22 protein-coding genes are annotated in these 21,370 nt (G+C 74.4%); 11 read left to right on the forward strand and 11 right to left on the reverse strand.

The window, feature by feature from the left end; genetic code table 11:
- Positions 1 to 171 precede the first annotated feature (171 nt).
- The 3 genes from ACH4SE_RS09035 to ACH4SE_RS09045 all read left to right on the forward strand — a co-directional run bounded on the left by ACH4SE_RS09035 (position 172) and on the right by ACH4SE_RS09045 (position 2,848).
- Positions 172 to 612: a hypothetical protein gene (locus tag ACH4SE_RS09035; RefSeq protein WP_398542634.1), complete on the forward strand. Its 441-nt coding sequence runs from the start codon at positions 172 to 174 to the stop codon at positions 610 to 612.
- Between the two features lie 206 nt (positions 613 to 818).
- Complete coding sequence (locus tag ACH4SE_RS09040; RefSeq protein WP_398542635.1) at positions 819 to 2,069, forward strand: MFS transporter; 1,251 nt, start codon at positions 819 to 821, stop codon at positions 2,067 to 2,069.
- A gap of 140 nt (positions 2,070 to 2,209) precedes the next feature.
- On the forward strand, positions 2,210 to 2,848 hold the full coding sequence (locus tag ACH4SE_RS09045) for an HD domain-containing protein (protein WP_398542636.1): 639 nt from the start codon (positions 2,210 to 2,212) through the stop codon (positions 2,846 to 2,848).
- A gap of 7 nt (positions 2,849 to 2,855) precedes the next feature.
- On the opposite strand, the gene ACH4SE_RS09050 is transcribed toward ACH4SE_RS09045, so the two are convergent.
- From ACH4SE_RS09050 to ACH4SE_RS09060, 3 genes are all read right to left on the reverse strand, one after another.
- The gene (locus ACH4SE_RS09050; protein WP_398542637.1) at positions 2,856 to 4,280 is read right to left on the reverse strand and encodes a condensation domain-containing protein; all 1,425 of its coding nucleotides are present in this window, start codon (positions 4,278 to 4,280) and stop codon (positions 2,856 to 2,858) included.
- Positions 4,281 to 4,306: 26 nt separating this feature from the next.
- On the reverse strand, positions 4,307 to 4,432 hold the full coding sequence (locus ACH4SE_RS09055) for a hypothetical protein (protein WP_398542638.1): 126 nt from the start codon (positions 4,430 to 4,432) through the stop codon (positions 4,307 to 4,309).
- Between the two features lie 296 nt (positions 4,433 to 4,728).
- Positions 4,729 to 5,487, reverse strand: a complete 759-nt coding sequence (locus tag ACH4SE_RS09060) for a DeoR/GlpR family DNA-binding transcription regulator (protein ID WP_398542639.1) — start codon at positions 5,485 to 5,487, stop codon at positions 4,729 to 4,731.
- A 142-nt stretch (positions 5,488 to 5,629) separates the two neighbouring features.
- Between ACH4SE_RS09060 and ACH4SE_RS09065 the strand changes: the two genes are divergently transcribed.
- Positions 5,630 to 6,304, forward strand: coding sequence for an NUDIX domain-containing protein (locus ACH4SE_RS09065; RefSeq protein ID WP_398542640.1), 675 nt, complete (start codon positions 5,630 to 5,632; stop codon positions 6,302 to 6,304).
- Positions 6,305 to 6,391: 87 nt separating this feature from the next.
- Here ACH4SE_RS09065 and ACH4SE_RS09070 read toward each other — a convergent pair whose 3' ends face one another.
- A complete protein-coding gene (locus ACH4SE_RS09070; RefSeq protein ID WP_398542692.1) occupies positions 6,392 to 6,883 on the reverse strand; it encodes a metallophosphoesterase family protein in 492 nt (163 codons plus the stop codon).
- A 112-nt stretch (positions 6,884 to 6,995) separates the two neighbouring features.
- A complete protein-coding gene (locus tag ACH4SE_RS09075) occupies positions 6,996 to 7,979 on the reverse strand; it encodes a TIGR03557 family F420-dependent LLM class oxidoreductase (protein WP_398542641.1) in 984 nt (327 codons plus the stop codon).
- Between the two features lie 181 nt (positions 7,980 to 8,160).
- Between ACH4SE_RS09075 and ACH4SE_RS09080 the strand changes: the two genes are divergently transcribed.
- Positions 8,161 to 9,255, forward strand: coding sequence for a hypothetical protein (locus tag ACH4SE_RS09080; RefSeq protein ID WP_398542642.1), 1,095 nt, complete (start codon positions 8,161 to 8,163; stop codon positions 9,253 to 9,255).
- Between the two features lie 85 nt (positions 9,256 to 9,340).
- On the opposite strand, the gene ACH4SE_RS09085 is transcribed toward ACH4SE_RS09080, so the two are convergent.
- Entirely contained in the window at positions 9,341 to 9,757 is a 417-nt protein-coding gene (locus ACH4SE_RS09085; RefSeq protein ID WP_398542643.1) for a GNAT family N-acetyltransferase, read from the reverse strand.
- 242 nt (positions 9,758 to 9,999) lie between these two features.
- Here ACH4SE_RS09085 and ACH4SE_RS09090 point away from each other — a divergent pair, with 242 nt between their 5' ends.
- Entirely contained in the window at positions 10,000 to 11,538 is a 1,539-nt protein-coding gene (locus tag ACH4SE_RS09090; RefSeq protein ID WP_398542644.1) for an SMI1/KNR4 family protein, read from the forward strand.
- A gap of 79 nt (positions 11,539 to 11,617) precedes the next feature.
- On the opposite strand, the gene ACH4SE_RS09095 is transcribed toward ACH4SE_RS09090, so the two are convergent.
- The gene (locus ACH4SE_RS09095; RefSeq protein ID WP_398542645.1) at positions 11,618 to 12,169 is read right to left on the reverse strand and encodes a hypothetical protein; all 552 of its coding nucleotides are present in this window, start codon (positions 12,167 to 12,169) and stop codon (positions 11,618 to 11,620) included.
- Between the two features lie 340 nt (positions 12,170 to 12,509).
- On the opposite strand from ACH4SE_RS09095, the gene ACH4SE_RS09100 reads away from it, so the two are divergent.
- Together ACH4SE_RS09100 and ACH4SE_RS09105 are read left to right on the forward strand one after the other, a co-directional pair.
- Positions 12,510 to 12,815, forward strand: coding sequence for a hypothetical protein (locus ACH4SE_RS09100; RefSeq protein WP_398542646.1), 306 nt, complete (start codon positions 12,510 to 12,512; stop codon positions 12,813 to 12,815).
- Between the two features lie 24 nt (positions 12,816 to 12,839).
- Positions 12,840 to 14,342, forward strand: a complete 1,503-nt coding sequence (locus ACH4SE_RS09105; RefSeq protein ID WP_398542647.1) for a hypothetical protein — start codon at positions 12,840 to 12,842, stop codon at positions 14,340 to 14,342.
- A gap of 146 nt (positions 14,343 to 14,488) precedes the next feature.
- Here the strand turns inward: ACH4SE_RS09105 and ACH4SE_RS09110 are convergent, their stop codons facing one another.
- Positions 14,489 to 15,058, reverse strand: a complete 570-nt coding sequence (locus tag ACH4SE_RS09110) for a TetR/AcrR family transcriptional regulator (RefSeq protein WP_398542648.1) — start codon at positions 15,056 to 15,058, stop codon at positions 14,489 to 14,491.
- A gap of 84 nt (positions 15,059 to 15,142) precedes the next feature.
- Between ACH4SE_RS09110 and ACH4SE_RS09115 the strand changes: the two genes are divergently transcribed.
- Positions 15,143 to 16,063: an NADP-dependent oxidoreductase gene (locus ACH4SE_RS09115; RefSeq protein ID WP_398542649.1), complete on the forward strand. Its 921-nt coding sequence runs from the start codon at positions 15,143 to 15,145 to the stop codon at positions 16,061 to 16,063.
- Positions 16,064 to 16,100: 37 nt separating this feature from the next.
- Positions 16,101 to 17,045: an NADP-dependent oxidoreductase gene (locus ACH4SE_RS09120; protein ID WP_398542650.1), complete on the forward strand. Its 945-nt coding sequence runs from the start codon at positions 16,101 to 16,103 to the stop codon at positions 17,043 to 17,045.
- Between the two features lie 82 nt (positions 17,046 to 17,127).
- Here ACH4SE_RS09120 and ACH4SE_RS09125 read toward each other — a convergent pair whose 3' ends face one another.
- The 3 genes from ACH4SE_RS09125 to ACH4SE_RS09135 form a co-directional block, all read right to left on the reverse strand.
- A complete protein-coding gene (locus ACH4SE_RS09125; protein WP_398542651.1) occupies positions 17,128 to 18,138 on the reverse strand; it encodes a quinone oxidoreductase family protein in 1,011 nt (336 codons plus the stop codon).
- 497 nt (positions 18,139 to 18,635) lie between these two features.
- Positions 18,636 to 18,809 carry a hypothetical protein gene (locus tag ACH4SE_RS09130; protein ID WP_398542652.1) on the reverse strand — a complete coding sequence of 58 codons (174 nt, stop codon included), beginning with the start codon at positions 18,807 to 18,809 and terminating at the stop codon, positions 18,636 to 18,638.
- Between the two features lie 59 nt (positions 18,810 to 18,868).
- Positions 18,869 to 19,843, reverse strand: a complete 975-nt coding sequence (locus ACH4SE_RS09135; RefSeq protein WP_398542653.1) for a GlxA family transcriptional regulator — start codon at positions 19,841 to 19,843, stop codon at positions 18,869 to 18,871.
- Between the two features lie 105 nt (positions 19,844 to 19,948).
- On the opposite strand from ACH4SE_RS09135, the gene ACH4SE_RS09140 reads away from it, so the two are divergent.
- Positions 19,949 to 21,220: an MFS transporter gene (locus tag ACH4SE_RS09140; RefSeq protein WP_398542654.1), complete on the forward strand. Its 1,272-nt coding sequence runs from the start codon at positions 19,949 to 19,951 to the stop codon at positions 21,218 to 21,220.
- Positions 21,221 to 21,370 lie beyond the last annotated feature (150 nt).

Genomic DNA, 21,370 nt, shown 5'->3' on the forward strand with positions numbered 1-21,370 from the left:
GGGAGCAGCCCGGGACGGCCCCCGCACGTCCGCGGGCGGGCCGCCGTCCGCGGCGCCGGGTCCGGGGTCCGGCGCCGCGGACGCGAAGGCGGTCCGCGGACGGCCTCCCCGCACGTCCGCACCCCCCACTCGCCAGGGCGCCACGGCGCCCGGAAGGACAGGGACGCAACGATGAACACACGAAGCACGGCCGGCCGGCTCGTGGCGCTCGGGTCGGCGACCGCCGCCGCGCTGCTGATCGCGGCCGCGGCGCCGCAGTCCGCCTCGGCCGAGACGATGCGCACCTTCAACGTCGCCCTCAGCTGCTCCTACGGCCTGCCGTACGGGCTGAGCGTCAACAACGGCTCCGGCTGGTATTACCCCGACGGCTCCAGCTACGCCTCCGGCGGCGTCAAGTACTTCACCGTCCAGATCCCGGCGAGCGCCACGAGCCTCGCGATCAACACGGGCTTCTGCGAGAACGACCCGCAGACCCCGATGTACGAGGGCTACGGCTACACCATCACGCCGGGCACCTCGACCATCAGCGCGAACGGCTACTGCCTGGACGAGTACGTCTACCCCGGGCCGTTCGTCCGCTACTGCTCCCTGAGCTCCGTCACGTACAGCTGACGGCCGCGAGCGCACGCACGGCCCGCCCGTTCCCCCCGCCCCCGGCGGTGCGTTGCGCCGGGGGCGGGGGCGCGCCTTCCGCCGGGTCGCCGTGCCCCGCGCCCGCCGCCGGTCGCCGGCGGGTGTCGATGTGGCGCCGTGCCGTTCGTCGTTGGTACGGCCCCCGGTTCCGGGGGCGCGGGAACGGGACGGACGGAGGACGCGGGATGGCGGGACACGAGCGGCGGGCAGGGGCGGGCGGGGCCGGGGGCGGGCGGTGGCCGGCGACGGCGGTGTTCTTCCTCAACGGGCTGACCCTGTCCACGTCCATCGCACGGCAGCCCTCGCTGAAGAGCGAGCACCACCTGAGCGACGGCCGGATGGGCGTGCTCGGGCTGCTGTTCGCGGTGGCGGCGGTCGTGGCGATGCAGTTCGTCGGGCCGCTGGTGGCCCGGGTGGGCAGCCGGCCGGTGCTGCGCGGATCGCTCGCCGTGATGCCGCTGCTGCTGGCGCTGGTCGGCCTGGCCGGCGGCTTCGGAGCGCTCGCCGCCGCGAACACCGCGCTGGGCGCCGTGCACGGGACGACGGACGCCGCCATGAACGCGCACGCCGTCGCCGTCGAGCGGCGCACCGGACGGCGGATCCTGAGCGGCTGCCACGCCGCGTGGAGCGTCAGCGCGGTCGTGGCGTCGCTGGCGACGGCGGGGCTGTCCCGGGCCGGGGTCCCGCTCACCGCGCACTTCGTCGGCGCCGCGGCGGTGCTGGCGGCGGCCGGTCTGGTCCTCGGACGGCTGCTGCCGCCCGTCGCCGACCGCACGCACGGGACCGGGCGCACGCCCGGGACCGCCCCGGCCCGGCGGGGGAAGGCCCGCGCGGGCCGCTGGAGCCCGGCGTTCGTCGCGCTCGGTCTGGCGGGAACGGCCCTGATGGTGTGCGAGGGCGCGGCGCTCGGCTGGGGGCCGATCTTCCTGCACGAGGCCCGCGGCGTCCCGGCGGGGCTCGCGGCGACCGCCGTCACCGCCTACGCGGCAGGCCAGACCGCCGTACGTGTGGTGGGCGACCGGCTCGCGACGCGCCACGGCGCCCGGCGCGTCTTCCGCGCCGGCGGGCTCGTCGCGGCCGCCGGGCTCGGTGTCGCCGTGCTGGCCCACCGGCCCGTGGCCGCGGTCGGGGGCTTCGCCGTGATGGGCATCGGGATGTCGGTCCTGCTGCCGCTGGCCTTCAGCGCGGTCGGCCGGACGGAGGGGGTGAGCGCGGCGACGGCGGTGTCCCGCTTCAGCACCTTCACCTACGCGGGCGTCCTGCTCGGCCCCGCGGCCGTGGGCTGGGCGGCCGACGCCGGCGGCCTGACCCGCACGCTGGCCGCGCTGCTCCCCGTGCTCCTCGCCGTCGCGCTGCTGACCCGGCTGCCGGAGCCCCCGCCGGAGCCGGCGCCCGCGCCCCTGGAGGCCGCCCCGGCAGGGGCAGCGCGGCGGTGAGGCGGCGCGGCGGGCACGGCGCCCCGGTCCGTACGGCCGGGGCCGCATCCGTGGGACACCCGGCGGTTCGTGCCGGTGCCGCGCACGCCGGTGGGTGAAGCTGGGGCCGGCCCACTCCCCACCCTGCCGAGGAGCACACGATGCCGGAGACCGTCGCGGGAATCGCCGTCCCCGACACCCCGCTGGTCCGCGAGGCCACCCGGCTCGTCCGGGACGCCGCCGACGAGACGGTCTTCCACCATTCGCGCCGTGTCTACTTCTGGGGATCGCTGCGGACGGCCGCGCGCGGGCTGGAGGTCGATCCGGAACTGGCCTACGTGGGCGGCCTCTTCCACGACCTCGGCCTGACCCGGTCGTACGCCACCACGGACCGCCGCTTCGAACTCGACGGCGCCGAGGCGGCCCGCGGGTTCCTGCTCGACCACGGCCGCTCCGAGCGGGAGGCCCGCGACGTCTGGCTGGCCATCGCCCTCCACACCACCCCGGAGGTGCCCCTGCACCTGTCCCCCGAGGTGGCGGTGGTGATCCTCGGTGTGGAGACCGACGTCCTGGGCGCCGGCCTGGCGGAGCTCACCGACCGGCAGCGGGCCGAGGTCGTCGCCGCCCATCCGCGCCCCGACTTCAAGAACCGCATCCTGAAGGCCTTCCACGACGGCATGGCCGACCGGCCCGACACGACGTTCGGCACCATGAACGACGACGTCCTGGCCCACTTCGACCCGTCGTTCCGCCGCAAGGACTTCGTCGAGATGATCCGCGACAGCCCGTGGCCGGAGTGACGCCGGATCAGCGCCCGGCCCCGGCCGCACCCGTGGGTGCCGTGGGGTCGAGTGCGGCCTCGACCGCGAGGTCCTCGATGCCCCGCAGCAGGGGCTCGAAGAGCGCCGGGGGGAAGTGGTGGGTGTCCGCGCCGAAGCCGAGCACGATGCCCTCCGGCGCGTCCTCGACGGTCAGGAACATGCGCTCGGACGGCCTGTCGGTCCGGCCCGTCCAGCCGAACGTGCTGCTCTCGCGCGCGGCCCGCATCTCCTCCCCGGTCGGCGGGGCGGCCGCGGCCCCGGCCGCGGACGGGTCGCGCCGGTCGTTGACCACGCAGGAGACGCTGAAGTCGGGGCCGCGTTCGCGGGAGACGCGGTCGATCAGGTCCGCGAGCCGACGCGGGTCGTAGTAGCCGTACTTGTAGGCGCCCGTCACGGCGCGCTGGGTGCGGGCCACCGCCTCGCCGACGGTGGTGTCCGCGACGTCGAGGACGCACAGGCCCGGTTGCGTGAGCATGCACACCACGTCCGCCAGGCCCGGGCGGAAGCGGTTGCCCACCAGGGGCCGCACCGGCACCGGGTTGGCCCCGGTGACGCGGGCGAGCACGGCAGCGTGCAGCGCCAGCAGCACGGTGGACGCGGTGGCGCCGGTGCGCTCGGCGAGGGCCGCGGCCGCCGGCCGCAGCGCGCGGGACCGCAGCTCCGCGCTCCAGTACCGCGGGCTGCGCGGGTCCGCGGGGCCGGGGATCCTGTGCGGCGTGACGGCGGCCAGCAGCTTCTCGTGGTAGCGCAGCGCCCTGTCGTCCTGGCGGCGGCCGGCGGCGGAGCGCTGCCAGCGCGCCTGCTCCAGCTGCTGCATGCCGTCGGGCGGGGTGGCGGTCCTGGCCGCGACCTCGCGCAGCATCACCCGGGCGCCGGCGCCGTCGGTCACCAGGTGGCACATGACGACCACCATGTGCGTGAGCTCCCCGTTCCGCCGGACGACGGCCATGCGCACCGGCCAGTCGGCGGCGAAGTCGAAGGGCGCGTGCCGGTAGTGCGCCTCGACGGCCGCGGCCGTCCCGTCGGGATCCTCGCCGTCGCCGGCGTCGTGGATCTCCAGGAAGACCGTGCCGGAGCCGAACAGCTCCTGGCGGGGCGCGGGCCCCGGTCCGCGGCGCAGCCGGGTGCGCATCGACGGGTAGCGGGTCACCAGGTACCGCAGTTCCTCCGCGACGTCGCGGACCAGGACCCCGGCCTCCAGGCGCTTCACGCCGCCCAGCGGCATCCACGACCCGTGGCGCGTCATCGCCTCCCAGAGCGAGGCCTGCCCCCAGGTCAGCTCCTCGACGCCCGCCGGGAGGCCCTCGAAGGCGACGGCCACCCGCTCGGCGGGGCCGGGCAGCGGGTGGCCGTCGCCCTCGCCCGGTAAGCGGACGGGGTACGCGGGCCCCGTGTCGCCGGCGTTCACCATGTGCGCCTCCCTGCCCTGGCCGGCCGTCACCAACCGCCGAGAAGTCCCCGGATCACGAACGGGGTCAGCCACCAGGCCCCGACCCACAGCAGAGCGGCGGCCACCGCGGCCACCGCGAACTGCACCAGCACCGATCTGCCGTTCTGCCCCATGCTCCCCCGCCCCCCGGCCGGACCACGGGCGGTGAAGGCCTGTCCGGAAGCCCCGCGCGGGGTCCTGGTTCCGGCGGCGGTCCCGTCCGTACGCGGCCTCCCGCCGCCGACCGCCGTCCCCGTGCGCCGGCCGCACCGGCGTACGCGTCCGCGGTGTTCTCCGGCAGGACCTTACCCGGGTCCGCGGCGGCGCACCCCGACGATCGCGCACCCGAACACCGGACGGCCGTCCGCCGCGCCGCCGGCGCCGCGTCACCGGCGGCGGATCCCGCGGGCGGGGCCGCGGTGGCGGGACGTCAGCCGGCGTGGAGGATCGGCACGCCGAGCGACGCGAGCCGGCCGGTGACCCGGTCGTGCGGGCCGGCGTCGGTGATCAGCCCGCTGACGTCCTCCCACGGGAGGACGCGGTAGGGCGAGGCCGTGCCGATCTTCTCGCGGGAGGCGAGGACGTAGGTGTCCGCGGCCCGCGCGGACAGGGCGCGCTTCATCGCCGCCTCGTCGGCGTCCCCGGTGGTCAGCCCCGCCTCGGGGTGCACGCCGGTGACGCCCAGCAGGCAGATCTCGGCCGAGACGTTCTGGGCGGCCTCGACGGCGGCGGCGCCGCAGGTGACGGCGGAGTGCTTGAAGACGCGGCCGCCGAGCAGGAAGAGATCCGCCCGCGGGTGGCCGATCAGGGCCGCCGCGATCGTCGGGCTGTGGGTGATCACCGTGCAGGTGAGGTCTTTCGGGAGCGCCCGCGCGACGGCGAGGGCGGTCGTGCCGCCGTCCAGGATCACCGAGCCGCCCGGCCGGACGAGACCGGCCGCGACGGCGGCGACCCTGCGCTTGCCCTCCGGGCCGAGTGCCTGCCGGGCGCCGTAGTCCGCCACCGCCGGGGACACCGGGAGCGCGCCGCCGTAGACCCGCTGGCACAGGCCCTCCGCGGCGAGGTCGCGCAGGTCGCGCCGCACGCTGTCCTCGGAGATGCCGAGGGCGGCGGCGACGTCCTTGGCCACGACCTTCCCGGTACGGGCGAGCAGGTCGAGCAGGTGCTCGCGTCGTTCGGCGGCCAGCATTCACGTTCCTCCGCGTTCTTGCACGATTCTGCATGTATCGTAGCGGCATGAACGACGACGTGCCCCTGCCCGCCCCGATCGCCGGCCCGCCCGTCCGTCACGGCGTCGCCGGGATCTTCCGCCGCGTACCCCGGGAGACCGCGTGACGAGCCGCCCGGGCACCGACTCCCCGGACCACCGCGGGCGCACCGGACTCCACCTCGCCGGACGCGGCCTCGACCGCAACCCCGGCGTCCGGGTACGGGACGTCGAGCTGACCTCCTCGGGCTGGCACGTCCTGCGCCGCACGACCTTCGACTACCGGCGGCGCGACGGGCGGTGGGAGACCCAGCAGCGCGAGACCTACGACCGCGGCAACGGCGCCGTCGTCCTGCCGTACGACACCGGACGCGGCCGGGTCCTGCTCACCCGCCAGTTCCGCTACCCGGCCTACGTCAACGACCATCCCGACGGCATTCTCGTCGAGGCGGCCGCCGGACTGCTCGACGCGGACGACCCGCACACCGCGATACGCCGCGAGAGCGCGGAGGAGCTGGGTGTGCGGCTCGGCCCGCTCACCCACGTGCTCGACGCCTACATGAGCCCGGGCTCCGTCACCGAGCGCCTCCACTTCTTCGCCGCCCCCTACACACCGGCGGACCGCACGGGCACCGGCGGGGGGCTCGCGGAGGAGGGCGAGGACATCGAGGTGCTCGAACTCCCCTTCACCGAGGCCCTCGGCATGACCCGCGACGGCCGCATCGTCGACGGCAAGACGGTCATGCTGCTGCAGTGGGCTGCCCTGGACGGCCCGTTCGCCCGCCGGCGGGCCGTCTGAGAGGGCAGGGCCGGGAGAGCGGCGAGCCCGGCCCCGGGGCAGCCGGCGCGGCGGCCCCGCGCTGCCCGGCCCTACGGCGGGGCACGCTCACAGCCGGTGCAGACGGACGTCCGCCAGCACCCCGTCCGCCGCGGTCGCGGTCATGTATGTGCGGTGCGGCTGGCGCCGCCGGTCGGTCGGGGAGCCGGGGTTGAGCAGGCGCAGGCCGCCGGGGGCCGAGGTGTCCCAGGGGATGTGGCTGTGGCCGAAGACCAGCACGTCGACGCCGGGGAAGCGGCGGGCGCAGCGCTCCTCGCGGCCCCGGGCGGCACCCGTCTCGTGCACCACGGCGAAGCGGAGCCCGCCCACCTCCGCCTCGGCGACCTCCGGCAGCCGCGCCCGCAGGCCGGGGCCGTCGTTGTTGCCGTACACCGCCACCAGCCGCCGTGACCGGGCCGCCAGCACGTCGAGGGTCGCCTCGTCCACCCAGTCCCCCGCGTGGAGGACGACGTCGGCCGCGTCGACGGCGGCGAGCAGTTCCGCGGGCAACCGGCGCGCCCGTGCGGGCACGTGCGTGTCGGACGTCAGCACCAGGCGCACCACGCGCCGCCCTCCCTCTCCCCCCGGCCGGCCGCGGGACCGGGCCCGGCACCGGCCGTACGGCGGACGGCCTCCGTCCGGCTCCGCGCCCCGGCCGCGGGCGGCGTCCTGCTCACCCGGCCGCGGTGCCGTTCGGGCGCAGGCGGCGCAGGGGCTGGTCGAGTTCGCGGGCGTAGAAGTCGAGGAAGCCGTCCGGGTCGGGGCCGGCGTTCTGGAGGACGAGGCGGTCGAATCCGGCGTCCAGGTAGCGCTGAACGGCCCCGGCGTAGCGCTCGGGGTCGGTGCCGCAGGTGAACGCCTCGCGGACGTCGTCGGTGCGTACGGTCGTGGTGGCGGCCTCGAAGTTGACGGGGTTGGGGAGTTCGCTCATCACCTTCCACCCCGTCAGCGCCCACCGCGAGGTCTCCCGCGCGGCCTGCGCCGCGGTCTCCTCGTCCGGCGCCCAGGCGACCGGCACCTCGGCGTAGCGCGGCCCCGACCCGCCGGCGGCACGGTACTGCTCGACGAGCTGGGGCCTGTCCTCGGTCGCGAACATCCCGTCGCCGAGTTCGGCGGCCAGCCGCGCCGCCTCGGGGCCGCCCGCGGCCACGGCGATCAGCGGCGGCCGGTCCGGCAGGTCGAAGATCCGGGCGTCCTCCAGCCGCAGGTGGGTCCCCTGGTAGGACTGGTAGCCGCCCTGCCACAGCAGCCGGATGATCTCCAGTGCCTCCCGCAGCCGCTCGTGCCGCTCCTGGGCCGATTCCGGGAAACCGGGTCCGACGACGTGCTCGTTGAGCCGCTCGCCCGCGCCGACCCCCAGGACGAAGCGGTCCCCGCACAGCAGCGCGAGCGTCGCGGCCGCCTGCGCGATCACCGCCGGGTGGTAGCGCACGGTCGGGCACGTCACCCCGGTCGCCAGCCCGACCCGCTCGGTCCTGGCCGCGATCGTCCCGAACACCGTCCAGGCGAAGGGCGAGTGGCCCTGCACGTCGAGCCACGGGTGGAAGTGGTCGCTCATCTCCACGAAGTCGAACCCGGCGGCCTCCGCGCGCACCGCCTGCCGTACGAGCTCCTGCGGGCCGAAGGCCTCCGCGGCCAGCTTGTAACCGATCTCCATTGACCCATCCTGTCCCCCGGTGCGCCGTGCACACCCGTCACCGCCCGGCCCGGCCGCGCACCGCCATCCGAACGGCAGACACGCCCGGCCCCCCGGTGCCGGGTCGTCTCCCGGCCAGAACACCGTTGGCAGCGCGCCGCGGGGGATGTGACGATGTGCCCGTCTCCCGTACGGAGGATGCGTGTACGTTTTCGTGTGCGCCGGATGCGGCAGGGAGCTGACGGTGCCGCTCTCGCAGGTCGCCCTGCCGATCCACGCCCACCAGTCCTTCGGGAACGGGCTCCAGCTGCCGGTGCTCATGGAGCCGGGCACCTTCGCCGTCGATCCGGAACCGTCGGGACCGCCCTACCGCAGGTGGGAGGAGGTCGACCCGGACGAGGCGGCGGCCCGCGGCATCCACGCGCCCGTCCGGTCCCTGTCCTACGGCCCGGCCGGAGCGGTCGCCGTCGCACCGGGAGACGTCCGCGGCACCGTCCTCACCCCGGACCGGCGCGGCGGCGCCTGCTGCGGCCTCGCCGGGGGCGACGGCCCCAACATGACCTGCGGGGCGTGCGGCCTGCCCGTGGCCACGCGCATCGACGACTGCTCGCTGTGGCAGGCCGTGTGGCTCGACCCCGCCGCCGTCCACCGCCTCCCCTCCGACGGTGACGGCCCCGAACCGCCGTCCTGGGAGCACCTGGTGACCCACAGTGCGGGCACACCCCCGTACGAACCCCTCGTCAGATGGGGCGCACGCCCGGGTCCGCACTGCCAGTGGTCCTGGAGCCCCCGCTGGGCAGCGGCGGCGGGCCACGCCCTCGCGCACCTGCTGGTGGCCTCGCGGGGCCGGCCCGTGACCGTCCCGCCCGGCCCGGCCGGTCAGATGTTCCAAGGGGCGCTCGGCAAACTCCTGCCCGCGGGGCCGCCGCCGCTCCGCGCGGGCCTCGCCGGACCCGGCCTCCCCGGCACCGACGCCGCCGTCCTCCTCGTCCCGGTCCACCCGCACACCGGGCTGACCTGGGCGCCCTCCCGTCCGGCCCGCCTCGTCCCCCTGCCCTTCGGGGTGTGGCACCGGCTGGCCTTCGCCCCGCCCGAACCCGCCCACCACCGCATCGGGCCACGCACCCGGCACCTCCTGGCCGACGAGGACCCGCCCCCGCCACGCCCCGACCGCCCGCTGTGGCCCGACTGGCACGTCTTCCGCCACACCCTCGTCCGGCTCCCCGCCGCCGGCAGCCCCTGGATGCGCGAGATCCTGCCCGAGCTCACCGACCCGGCCCGTTTCCGCTTCCTCTAGCCCGGCGTCGACGGGGCCCGGCCCCGCCGGTGGGGCCGCCCCCGGCGCGGGGAGCGCGGACCGGGCGGCGGCCCACTCCGTGGCCCTACTCCTGGTCGAAGGTCCAGACGAGCACCACCTGCCCGTCCTCCGGGACACCTCCGGCACGACCGTAGGCCGCCCGCGCCGCCGCGTTGTCCTCGGCCGTGACCGTCCACATGCCGTAGCAGTTCCGTTCGCGCGCCAGGTCCGCGAGCGCCGACGTCAGGGCCCGGCCGACACCGCGTCCGCGGAACGACTCGTCCACGCCCAGCTCGTACAGGAACATCTCGGTGCCCTTGTCCGGGTGTGTCATCTCGACGCCGGTGGCCATCCCCGCCGGGACGCCCTCGTCGTAGGCGATCAGCAGGTGGTGGCCCTCGTCCGCCAGAAACCTCTCGGTCGCCTCCGGCAGAGGGGCCACGTCGAAGAGATGCCCGGCGTCCTGGACGGCCTCGGCCCGGGTGATGCGGCGGATCTCCATGGGGAAATCCTGCCAGGGCCCGGTCCGTTCGGCTCCGGCTTCCTCCCCCGCCCGGGCCTTCCGCTGCCGGGACCGGGCTTCGCGGCCGGTCCCACGGTCTCCGGAACCGTCACACCACCGGTCCCGGGCTCCGGCCGGTCACCGGCGGGGCGGACGCCGCCGGACGGTGCGCTGCTCCGGGGCGCCGCGCTGTCAGAGGCTGCTGGCATGATCGCCCGACAGGTACGAGCAAGGGGTGGGACGTGACGGTGGAGCAGGTGGCACGGCGGATGGCGGCGGCGATCGTCGCCGCGGGGCCGGAGGGCTGGACGGAGTGCGTGGTGCGGGGGCACGCGGGCCCGGGAGGCACGGGCACCTCCGGCGGCGGGTACGTGGTGCCGGGCCGGACGGGCGCGTTCTACGGGATGCCGTCCCCGCACGAGGACCTCGCGGCCCTGGGGACGTCGTTCCGGGACACCCACGGCTGGGAGCACGTCGCCCTGGAGCTGAGGTGCCGCCCGTCCGGCGCCTTCGCACTCGTGGTGTTCCGGCTCACGCTGGCGCCCGGGGGCGGCGTCGAGGACGGGTGGACACTGACCGTCGACCCGGCCTACGAACCGCCGGAACCGGGCGCGGCCGACGACGTGGCGCCGTCCGTGCTGCCCCCGTCCGGGGATCCGGCCGAAGCGGTCGAGCGGCTGCGGGCCCTCCTCCGTCGGCACGCCGAGGAGTCCGGCGAGGAAGCGACGATGCCCGCGCCCGTCACCGAGGCGCAGCTCGCCGCCGCCGAGCAGCACCTCGGCCGCCCGCTGCCGCCGGACCTGCGGGCCCTCTACCTGGAGGCGGACGGCGACGGCGACAACGAGGCGCTGGACGGGTACTGCTGGCTGCCGCTCGACTCGGCCCTCGCCGAACACGACGACCACACCGGCGTCCCGACCTGGTACGGCTGGGGACTCGGATGGCGCCACGTGGTCTTCGACGCCGACCCTCCGAACACGGTCCGCCGCTGCTCGGGGCACCCGGGCTGGCTCCCCTTCGCCAGCTGGTTCGACGGGAACTTCCTGGCCGTCGACCTCGCCCCCGCGCCGGACGGCCACCCCGGCCAGGTCATCGAGGTCGGCCGGGACTTCGACGAGGGCCCGCGCTACGTCGCTTCCTCCGTCACCGCCTGGCTCGGCCGGATCCTGGGCCTGCCCGACCCGCACGCCCCGCACCAGCCCGAGGACGAGCCGAGCAGGCTGATCGTCTCCTCCCTGGACGCACAGCTCACGCCCGCCGTCCAGGCCATCCACCTCAACGACGCCGCCTCCCCCGTCGACCTCACCCCGCTCTCCGCGACCCCGCGTCTGCGCCGCCTCCACCTCAACCGCTGCGCCGCCGGTGACCTCACGCCCCTGGCCGCGCTTCCCGTCGAGGACCTGACGGCCGGCCTCGCCCCCGGTGCCGACCTCACCCCGCTCACCGGCCACCCCCACCTCGCCTCACTCGCCGTCGGCTCCGAGACCCCGATCGACCTCACCCCCCTGCGCACCCTCCCCGCACTGCGCGCCCTCGACCTGTCCCGCTGCCCCACACCCGACCTGTCACTCCTGGCCGACCTCCCCGGCCTGCGCTACCTCGCCCTCTCCGAACCGCAGTGGGACGCCCTGACCGCCACCGGCCGCCTCCCCACCCGCCTCGCCGCCGCCCGCCTCGCCGGAAACCCACCCCTCACCGCAGCCCTCGGCCTGCTGTCCGCCCTCGGCGTCGACACCTCCGACGCCTACCGCCTCACCGGCACCGCCGAGGCCGCCACCTGACACCGGGCCCGGCCCACCCGGTTCCGGGCGCCGCGGCCTCCCGGGACGCCCCCCCACGGACGGCGGCCGCAACTCCCGCTCACGCGCCCCCGGACGGGCGGGGGGTGTCGTACAGGCGTGGGGCCCGGTCGTCGGGACCGTCCGGACAGGGGAAGTGGAAGGGCACGTCGACGAAGTGGGCCAAAGCGCGTCCCGCCTGGTCGGCAACGGCCCCCACCGGGGATCCTCCGTCCTGCTGGTAGACGGTTGCCACGTGCCTCTCCCTGTGCTGCAGGACGGCGACCAGCACCACGAACCAGCCCCGGGCGGCATCGCGATCCCAGAACGCCTCGATCGCGGCGACCCGTCCCGACCGGGCGTCGCTCTGCAGGCGCAGCAGGAGCCACACCTGCCAGTCGTGCGGGGGGAACCGGACGGAGGTGAAGAGGTCCCGGCGTGCGTTGACGACCGCCATCGCGTCCCCCAGGGTCGCTTCCAGCCCCACCGCGTGCAGGGCCTTCCTGACGACGACGACCGCCTGGACCCGGCGCTCCGCCAGGACATGCGCGTCGACCTCCCGCCGGGTCTGTTCCTCCAGACAGGCCCACCTCGCACGGGCGGGATCATCCGCGGGCTCCGCCACGTGCGTCATGGGCGAAACGTACCCCGGGCGCTCACGCCGCATGCGGCCACAGCCGGGCGGCCGCCCGCACCGACACGGCCCTGCACGGCCCCTCCGTCGTCACATCGGCCTCCGGGGGCGCGCCGCCCCACCTCCGCTCGGCCTCGTCGCCCTCAACCCCCCGGGGCCCCCGCGCCATGTCGACGGCCCGGGGCGGGCGGAAGGGGGCGGCTGCGCCCGGTCGGCGAACCGCGGGCGGAGTTTCCCAGGCCGTGGCGCGGAACCGTACGGGCCCGAGCGGCGCTCTCTTTCACAGAGGTGCCCGGTAATCGTGAGGCGAAGGGCGGCGGCCATGACGGAAGGTCCGAAAGTGCCCAATCCCGATCGCGAGCGGCTCAAGAGTCTGAAGATCGAATTCGAGAAGGAGCAAGCGGATCTCGAAAGCGTCTTCAAGCAGGCCGAGACGACGATCGGTGACGGCGGCAAGGACTCGGGCAGGGCGTGGGTCGGCCGGACCGCCGACAATTGGCGCGGGGACGTGCGCGGCCGGCGCGGCCACGTGAAGAGGCTGCTCGGCCGCACTCTCGACGAGATGCAGCGGAAGATCGACGCGATGCCGGAGAAGGTCACCGTGCAGGAGGCCGCGGCGATGAACAAGTGGCACACCCTGCGGTAGAGCGGACGAAGTGGGAGCCAGGAGATGGGCGACAATTCTTCCGGTTTTTCCGGTATCGATTCGGCGAAACTCAACGAGACCATCGACTCCATCGTGACGGACCACGACACACTGCACTTCCGTGCGCAGTACTACAAGTCGAAACTCGCCGAATACGGAATAGCGCAGGGCACCCTGACGGACGTCCAGAAGATCGCGGCGTGGGCGCGGGACGAGGTGCCGATGCTGCGGCGGCGGTACCGGCTGGCGGTGGCCGTCGACGCGACCCCCGGGCACATGGTCCGCATCGACGAGGCCAAGGTGACCAGGTTCGCCGCCGCCCAGGCACAGAAGGACGGCGGGGACCTCGGGACGCGGTTCCGGAACGCGATCGCCGGCGGCGGTCCGATCCCCCCGCAGCTCTTCGCCGCCCTGCGGGCGCACGCCGGCGACGGCGACTACCTCAACGCCTTCTACAGCACCCTCGGCCCGGACAAACTCGCCTGGCTGTCCGATCAGTCGGCCGGGCCGACCATGACGCCGGCCGACCGCTCCCTGCTCGTGCAGACCTTCGGCACATTCACCCGGACCGCAGCCGAGGGCAAAACGCCCCAGGACAAGCAGGCCTTCTGGACCACGTGGTTCGGCGCGTTCGTGACCGGCGGGCAGCAGGGCTTCACGGCGGACCGCCTGACGCCGCTGCTCCAGGGCGGCACGCAGGACAAGGACTTCCTGGCCGCCCTCGGCGGCCGGATGTTCTCCGCGCCCGGCGCCACCCCGTCGCCCCAGCCCGGCGCCGCTCCGCCGAAGGACCCGGCCTACCTGTCCTACGAGCTGTGGGACGCGAACTTCCTTCCCCGGCCCGTCCATTACCACCCGGACGGCAGGCCGTTCTCCCGCGAGGAGAACGCGGTGATCGCCTGGCTCCAGGCGCACCGCGAGACGATCATCACCGAGGCCCGGCGGCGGAACATCTCCCCGCAGGCGATCGCCGCGGCGATCGCGTGGGAGGCGATCGAGAATCCGCAGCCCTTCCGCCACCCGATCCCGGCGGGTTCGGGGCTCGGCCGGATCAACAAGCGGCTGGCCCGCTGGGCGACCGGACCGGGAAAGATACACACGGACTTCCCCCTGGTGAAGGAGATCGAGGACCGCGGCTACATGCCCAGGACGACGCTGGGCGAGCGTGAGAACCTGCTCAGCAGCGACGACGGCTCGATCAGGTACATCGCGGCGATCATGGGCGCCTTCGCGGACGACGCGGACAAGGACAAGCGCTACACCATCCGTTACGACGTCGGGATGCTCACCCAGCTCTACCAGGGCAGCGATCTGACGCAATGGGAGGCGACCCTCAAGAGCAAGCACGAAGGCGACAAGCTCCAGCTCGGCAACCCGATGGCCCTGTGGGCGCAGCAGCACACGGACTTCCTGAACGAAGCCATGCCGCTGCGCCCCTGGACGACGGACCCGACACCGGAGCAGCCGCACCCGCAGCCCCCGGTCACACCGACGCCGACCTCCGGGGCGCCCCCCACCCCCCGGTGACCGGCGGCCGCCCGGGGGGGGGGCGGAGGGGGTGGCCGAGGCCCACCCCTCGGCAGTACCCCGGCGCCACGCTCGGCCGGCCGGGTGCGGGGGTCGGCACGGCGTGTCTCCATCCCGCCGCAGGCCCGCTCAAGGCTGTTGCCGTCTCAGCAGAGGGCGGTGGTCGCCCGCACGTCGTCGAGCGCTCTGCGGGCCAGTTCGCCGAAGTCGTCTCCGTTGGCGGGGTCGCTCCAGCGTTCGTAGGCGATCGTGGAGGCGAGCGCGCCGAGCTCCGCGGCCACGCGAGCGGTGAGGCCGGGAACGCCGCGCCGTTCGAGCGCGGCGGTCATCGATGCGATGAGGCCGAGGTGCTTCAGCGCTTCGCGTTCCCGCAGTTCGGGGTGGGCGGCGATCACCTCCTGCCGGCGGATGGTGAATGCGCGGCGGGCGGGCGTGAAGACCTCCCTCCCGGTCGCGTCAAGTGCGTGGGCGACCGCTTCGAGCGGGGTGGCGGCTGCCGGCGCGTCGGCTACCGCCTTGGTGACCAGGTCGTCCATCGTGCCGCGGCCGAAGAGCACTTCCCGTTTGTCCTGGAAGTGCCGGAAGAAGGTGGTTTTCCCCAGTCCCGCCCGCCGCGCGATGTCGACCACGGACGTGTTCTCGTAGCCGCGCTCCGCGAACAGGTCGAGGGCGGCCTGAGCGAGCCGTTCGGGTGCGTTCGGTTCCCAGCGAGCCATGGACGCAGTTTACAGAACTTGGTTCCGTCACTCGTGTAGGGTGAGGGAACCAAGTTCCGTCACTGGTCCGCTGGAGGTCCGACCATGAGCCGAGCTGTCATCTACGAGACGTTCGGAGGCCCTGAGGTACTGGAGGTGCGGGAGGTTCCGGAGCCGCACGCCGCCCCGGGTGAGGTCCGCGTCCGCGTCACCGCCGCCGGGCTGAACCCGATGGACTGGGGCATCGCCGCACGGCCGGAGACGGCGGCGCGGTTCGGCATCACCGTGCCGTCCGGCTTCGGGTCCGACCTCGCCGGCGTGGTCGACGAGGTCGGCGACGGGGTGACCGGCTTCTCCGTGGGCGACCGCGTCTACGGGGCCGCCCTGGGACGGTCCGTGGCGGACTTCGTGGTGGTCAGGCCCCCTGCCGATGCGCTGTGGCCCACGCCGGAGGGCATCAGCGACGAGGTGGCGAGCACGCTCGGGGTGGCCGGCGCCACCGCTGTCGCCGCCCTGGCGGCGATCGGCCCGCGGTCCGGCGACACCGTCCTGATCGGCGGCGCGGCCGGCGGCGTGGGCGTGTTCGCCGTACAGCTCGCGGTCCTGGCCGGCGCGACCGTGATCGGCACTGCCGCGCCGGGCACCTTCGACTTCCTGCGGCAGCTCGGCGCCGAGCCCGTGGCCTACGGCCCCGGGCTGGCGGACCGGGTCCGGGCACTGGCCCCCGGCGGGGTGAGCGCGGCGACGGACCTGTTCGGCACCGAGACGGCCGAGGCCGCGCTGGCGCTCGGCGTGCCGCCCGAGCGGATCTCGACGATCGCCGCGGGCCCCAACCCTCCCGGCGGCGTGCGCGCCACCGGGGGCTTCGACGCAGCGCCGGATGCCCTTCAGCAGGTCACCGACGCGATCCTGGCGGGCCGGCTCACCGTCCCCGTCGCGGAGGTTTTCCCGGTCGAGCGGATCCGTGACGCCGTCACCGTGCAGGCCGGACGGCACGTCCACGGCAAAGTCGTGGTCACGCTGTGACGACGTCGGACAGAACTCACCAAAAAGCGATGAGGGGATGACAGTGAAGCGCATTCAGTATCACCAGTACGGCGGGCCGGAGGTCATGCGGCTCGAGGACTTCGATCCGGCACCGCCCGGCACCGGGGAGGTCCTCGTCCGGGTGCGCGCGGCCGGGGCCAACCCGATGGACTTCGGGATCCGCGCCGGCCGCATGAAGATGGTGACCGGCCGGAGCTTCCCGCGGGCGATGGGTTATGACTTCGCGGGCGTCGTCGAGGCGGTCGGCGACCGCGTCACCCGGCTGCACGTCGGTGACGAAGTGCTCGGCGGGGCGACGATGAAGTCCGCGGGCGCGTTCGCCGACATGATCGTCACCCAGGAGAAGCTCGTCGTGAAAAAGCCCGCGAATCTCTCGTTCGAGGACGCTGCCACGCTCCCGACGGTCGGGGCCACCGCCCTGCAGGCCCTCCTCACCAAGGGAAACCTGCGGCCGGGCCAGGCCGTCTTCGTGCACAGCTGCCTCGGCGGGGTCGGCCGTTCCGCCGTGCAGATCGCCCTCGCGCACCAGGCCACGGTCGCGGGCAGCTGCCGGGATACCGCCAGGTCGGAAGCACGCGCCCTCGGTGTCGACCCGGTGGTCGACTTCGACGTCGACCCCGCCTCGCTCGCAGGGCGGTTCGACCTCGTCCTCGATGCCGGCGGCAAGCACTCGCTGCCGGTCAAGGCCGCGCGGACGATGCTCAAGCCGGGCGGTCACATCGTCAGCATCGCCCCCACACCCGCGAACTTCGTAAGAAGCTTCCTGCCCGGCCCGTACAAGGTCCTGGTCACCCAGCCGGTCACCGAAGACCTCGAAGAGGTCACACGAGCCGCCGGCGAGGGGACACTGCGGCTGCCGATCGCACGCACCGTCCCGCTCTCGCAAGCCATCCCGGCGCTTACCGAACTCGAGCAGGGCGGCGCGGCCAAGCGGGGCAAGCTGATCATCACGCCAGGATGACTCCCCACCGCGATCCCGGCCGCGCCGGCCGGGACGAGCGCCTGAGCGGACCACCGGCCGGCTTGCGCGTGCCGGTGCGCGATCAGCTCTGCGTCTCCTCGCGGCGTCCAACAGCGGCCGCACCGGGTAGGACGAGCAGCTTGCCGGTGGTACGCCGAGCCTCCAGATCGCTGTGGGCCCGGGCGGCCTCGGACAATGCGTAGCGGCCCGTTACGGTGACCTCAAGCGCCTTGGAGCGCACCCACTCGAACACATCGGCGGCCCGGCGGAGCAGTTCGGGCCGATCGGCGATGAAGTGCCCGAGGCTGGGCCGGATCAGGGTCAGCGAACCGCCCTCGGCGAGCCGAATCGGGTCAAACGGCGGCACGGCACCGCTTGCCGCGCCGAAGAGCACGAGATGGCCGCGGGTGCGCAGGCTGGCGAGGCTCGCATCGAAGGTGTGCGCGCCGACGCCGTCGAAGACAACCGGCAATCCCTGACCGCCGTTGAGCCGCCTCACCTCGGCTGCGAGATCGTCGACCGCGGAGGAAAGGATCACCTCGGCGGCCCCGGCACGCTTCGCCAGCCCGGCCTTCGCCGTGGTCGACGTCGTGCCGATCACCCTGCCGCCGAGATGGGTGATGAGCTGGGTCAAAAGCAGCCCCATGCCACCGGCAGCCGCATGCACGAGCACCGTGTCGCCCGCCTGAACCGGGTAGGCGTCCTTGACGAGATAGTGCGCGGTCATGCCTTGGAGGAGCACGGCGGCGGCTGTCTCGAAGCCGATGTCGTCGGGCAGCGGCACCAGCCGGGAGGAGTCCACGACGGCCCGCTCGGCATACGTGCCGGGAATCTCCACCCAACCGACCCGGTCCCCGACTGCGACGTCGGCGACGCCGGGTCCCACTTCGACGACCGTGCCGGCGCCCTCAGCGCCCGGGGTGAAGGGCAGCGGGAGGCTGTAGCGGCCTTCGCGGTGGTAGACGTCGAGGAAGTTGACCCCGGACGCGGCGACCTCCACGACCGCCTCGCCCGGACCCGGCCGCGGCTGGTCCACCTCGGCCTCCCGCAGCACCTCGGGACCGCCCACTTCGTACACCTGAATCGCTCGCATGACCCTCCAGTAACGGCTCATTCCCCACCAACCCCGTTGATGGCGATCCGATTCCCGGCAAGCAGACCGGCCCGCCGCCCCGCCGGGGTGCAGTGCCAGGATTGGATTCGGCGTCCGTCTCCGGAGCGGTCCGGAGCGAGGTGCCGGTCAGCACCTTCAGAATGGTCAGTTCATCCGGGCAGGGTGGGTGGCGACGCGCCAGGATCGGGGCCGGGGGATGTGCCGCCAGTCGAGGAAGTCCTGAAGAGCGGCCGGGTTCCGGGGCTGTCGAATCGGCGTCGGCGGGAGATGGGCGGACCGTGGCCGCGATGTCGGACAGCAAGGAATTCAGCCGGGCGGGCACCCCGGCGAGGGCGGCCGGTGTCGTCCCGGCGGGAGCGCCGCCGGTCAGGGCTTCGCTTCTGGCGTTGCTGTCGTCTCCGGGGAGGAGTTCAGCGGCGAACAGGCTCAACGCGCAGCCGGCGACGAAGACGTCCGCTCCCACCTCTTCGGCGCGATCAGCGCAGTCGGCGCAGTAGGGCAGGCAGCTCCTCGGCGGACAGTTCGCAAGGGAACGGGGAGAACCAGATCTCCAGATCGGCGTCGGCGGCGTGCCGGGCCGCCAGGGCCAGTCGCCGCGGGTCGCCACCGGTGATCCGTACGGCGTCGCAGTACAGGTCGTCCGCGATCACGCGGATTTCGCGTGGTACCGCGTCGGCGTCGAAGACGGGCCGAGAACTCTTTCAGGGCCTCAGGAAACGCCTTCGCCTGCCGTCCGCCTGCGGAAGGTGAGCCGGTAGGCGTGGGGCGTGCGACCCACGTGGCGCGTGAAGTGCTGCCGCAGCGAGAGCGCCGTTCCGAAGCCGCACTGGCGGGCGACGGTGCCGACGGGCAGGTCGCTGATCTCCAGCAGGCGCTGTGCGGCGAGGACCCGCTGGGTGAGCAGCCAGCGCAGTGGGGTCGCGCCGGTCGACCGGGTGAACTGGCGGGCGAAGGTGCGCTCCGACATGCACGCGCGGGCGGCCAGTTCCCGCACCGTCCACGGGCGGGCGAGATCCTCCAAGGCGTGGGCGCGGACGTGCGCCATCACGTCGGTCCGGCTGTCGGGGCCTGGTCCCGGCGCGGGGGCGTACTGCGCCTGGCCTCCGGCCCGGAAAGGCGCGGCGACCATGGTGCGGGCCACTTCGGCGGCGACGGCGGCGCCGTGGTCCTCCCGTATGAGGTGCAGGCAGAGGTCGATGGCTGCAGCGGTGCCCGCGGATGTCCAGACGGGTCCGTCTCCGACGAACAGCAGGCCGGGCTCGACGGAGACCGCGGGGTAGCGGCGGGCGAGTTCGTCGTTGTCCAGCCAGTGGGCGGTGGCCCGCCGTCCGTCGAGGATGCCCGCCGCGGCCAGGACGAACGCGCCGGAGCAGAGCGCGACGAGCGAGGCGCCCGCCCGGTGCGCGGCGCGCAGCGCGGCGAGCACGTCGGGACGGACGGGGGCCTGGACGTCCTCGACGCCGGGGACGACCACGAGGTCGCAGCCGGACAGGGCCTCCAGGGGGTGGTCGGGCGTGCAGTGCAGACCGGGCGCGAGGCGGGCCGGACTCTCCCGCGGACCGCAGACCAGGACGTCGAAGGCCGGCACCCCGTGGGCCGTGCGGTCGATGCCCCACACCTCCGCTGCCACGGCGTACTCGAAGACCCGTATCCGGTCGAAGACCAGGATGCCAATCCGCTGCATGGCGGCAATCTCACCAGGAGCGTCGTTTCCGCAGCTCCCGTCGTGCGGTCGAGCGCGGACACCATGGGACGAGCCCGCAGCTCGCACCGTACAGGAAGACCTTCCATGCCCCACGCACTGTTCGCCCTGGCCCTCGCCGCCTTCGGCATCGGGACCTCCGAGTTCGCGATCATGGGCCTGCTGCCCGACGTCGCGCACGACACCGGGGTGTCGATCCCCGCCGCGGGCGGGCTGATCACCGCGTACGCGGTAGGGGTGATCGTCGGAGCGCCCCTCCTCACGTTGCTCTCCCTTCGGCTGCCGCGCCGCACCACGCTGATGGTCATCACCGGGCTACTGATCGTGGGCAGCGCGCTGTCGGCTGTGGCGCCCACCTACGGGCTCCTGATGACCGCCCGCTTTCTCGCCGGAGCCCCGCAGGGCGCGCTGTTCGGGGTCGGTGCCGTGGTGGCCGCGGAGCTGGCCGCTCCTGAGCGGCGGGCCAGGGCCATGTCGGTGATGTTCGCCGGCTTCACCCTCGCCAACGTCGCCGGGGTCCCGGGCAGCACGCTGCTGGGACAGCACGCGGGCTGGCGGGCGTCGTTCTGGGCCATAGCCGCGCTGGGTTGCGTCGCGCTGGCCGGGGTCGCGCTGCTCGTGCCGCGGCGACCGCGCCCCGAGGACGTGCGGATCGGGGCGGAGTTCGCGGTGCTGCGCCGGCCGCAGGTGTGGCTCGCGATGGCCGTGACCACGACCGGTTTCGGCGGCGTCTTCGCCTCCTTCAGCTACGTCACCCCGATGATGACCGAGACCGCCGGCTACTCGGCGACTGCCATGACCCCGCTGCTGGTGTTGTTCGGGCTGGGAATGACCGCGGGCAACGCGCTGTCCGGCCGGTACGCCGACCGGGGACTGCTGCCCGCCCTCCAGGTGTTCCTCGCCGGCCTCACCCTCGTACTGGCGGTCTTCGCTGTCACCGCGCACGTCAAACTGCTGGCGGCCGTGATGTTGTTCCTGCTCGGCATGTTCGGGTTCGCGACGGTGCCCGTCCTTCAGATGCGCATCCTGGACAAGGCAGCCGGGGCCCCGACGCTGGCCGCCACCCTGAACCTGTCGGCGTTCAACGTCGCCAACGCGCTGGGGGCGTCCCTCGGCGGGCTGGTCATCCGCAAGGGCGACGGGTACACCGCCCCCAACCTGGTCGGGGCCGCTCTGGCCGCGCTCGGTCTCGGCTTCGCCGTTCTCTCCGGCGTGCTGGACCGCCGGCCCTCCGACACCGGTGGCGGGCCCCGGTGGCGGGCCCCGGTGGCAGGGCGCGGCGACCGGCAGAAGGCGGCCGCGGCTGGTGGACCGCTCCGGGGAGGGAGGCGGAAGGGGGCGTCGGGTCCCGGTCAATGACGACTCTGCTCACACGGAGCTGGATCCCGGTGCGCTCGACGCCCTGGAGAAGCCTGACGCCGAGGAGAGCGGCCCAGGCCAGGGCGCTCGCCTGCCCGACCAGCCATGGAGGACACCGCCCGGCTTGACCCCGGTGTCCGAACGAGGCCG

The organism is Streptomyces sp. NPDC020983, assembly GCF_044333485.1.
In the GTDB taxonomy this organism is placed as follows: Bacteria; Actinomycetota; Actinomycetes; order Streptomycetales; family Streptomycetaceae; genus Actinacidiphila.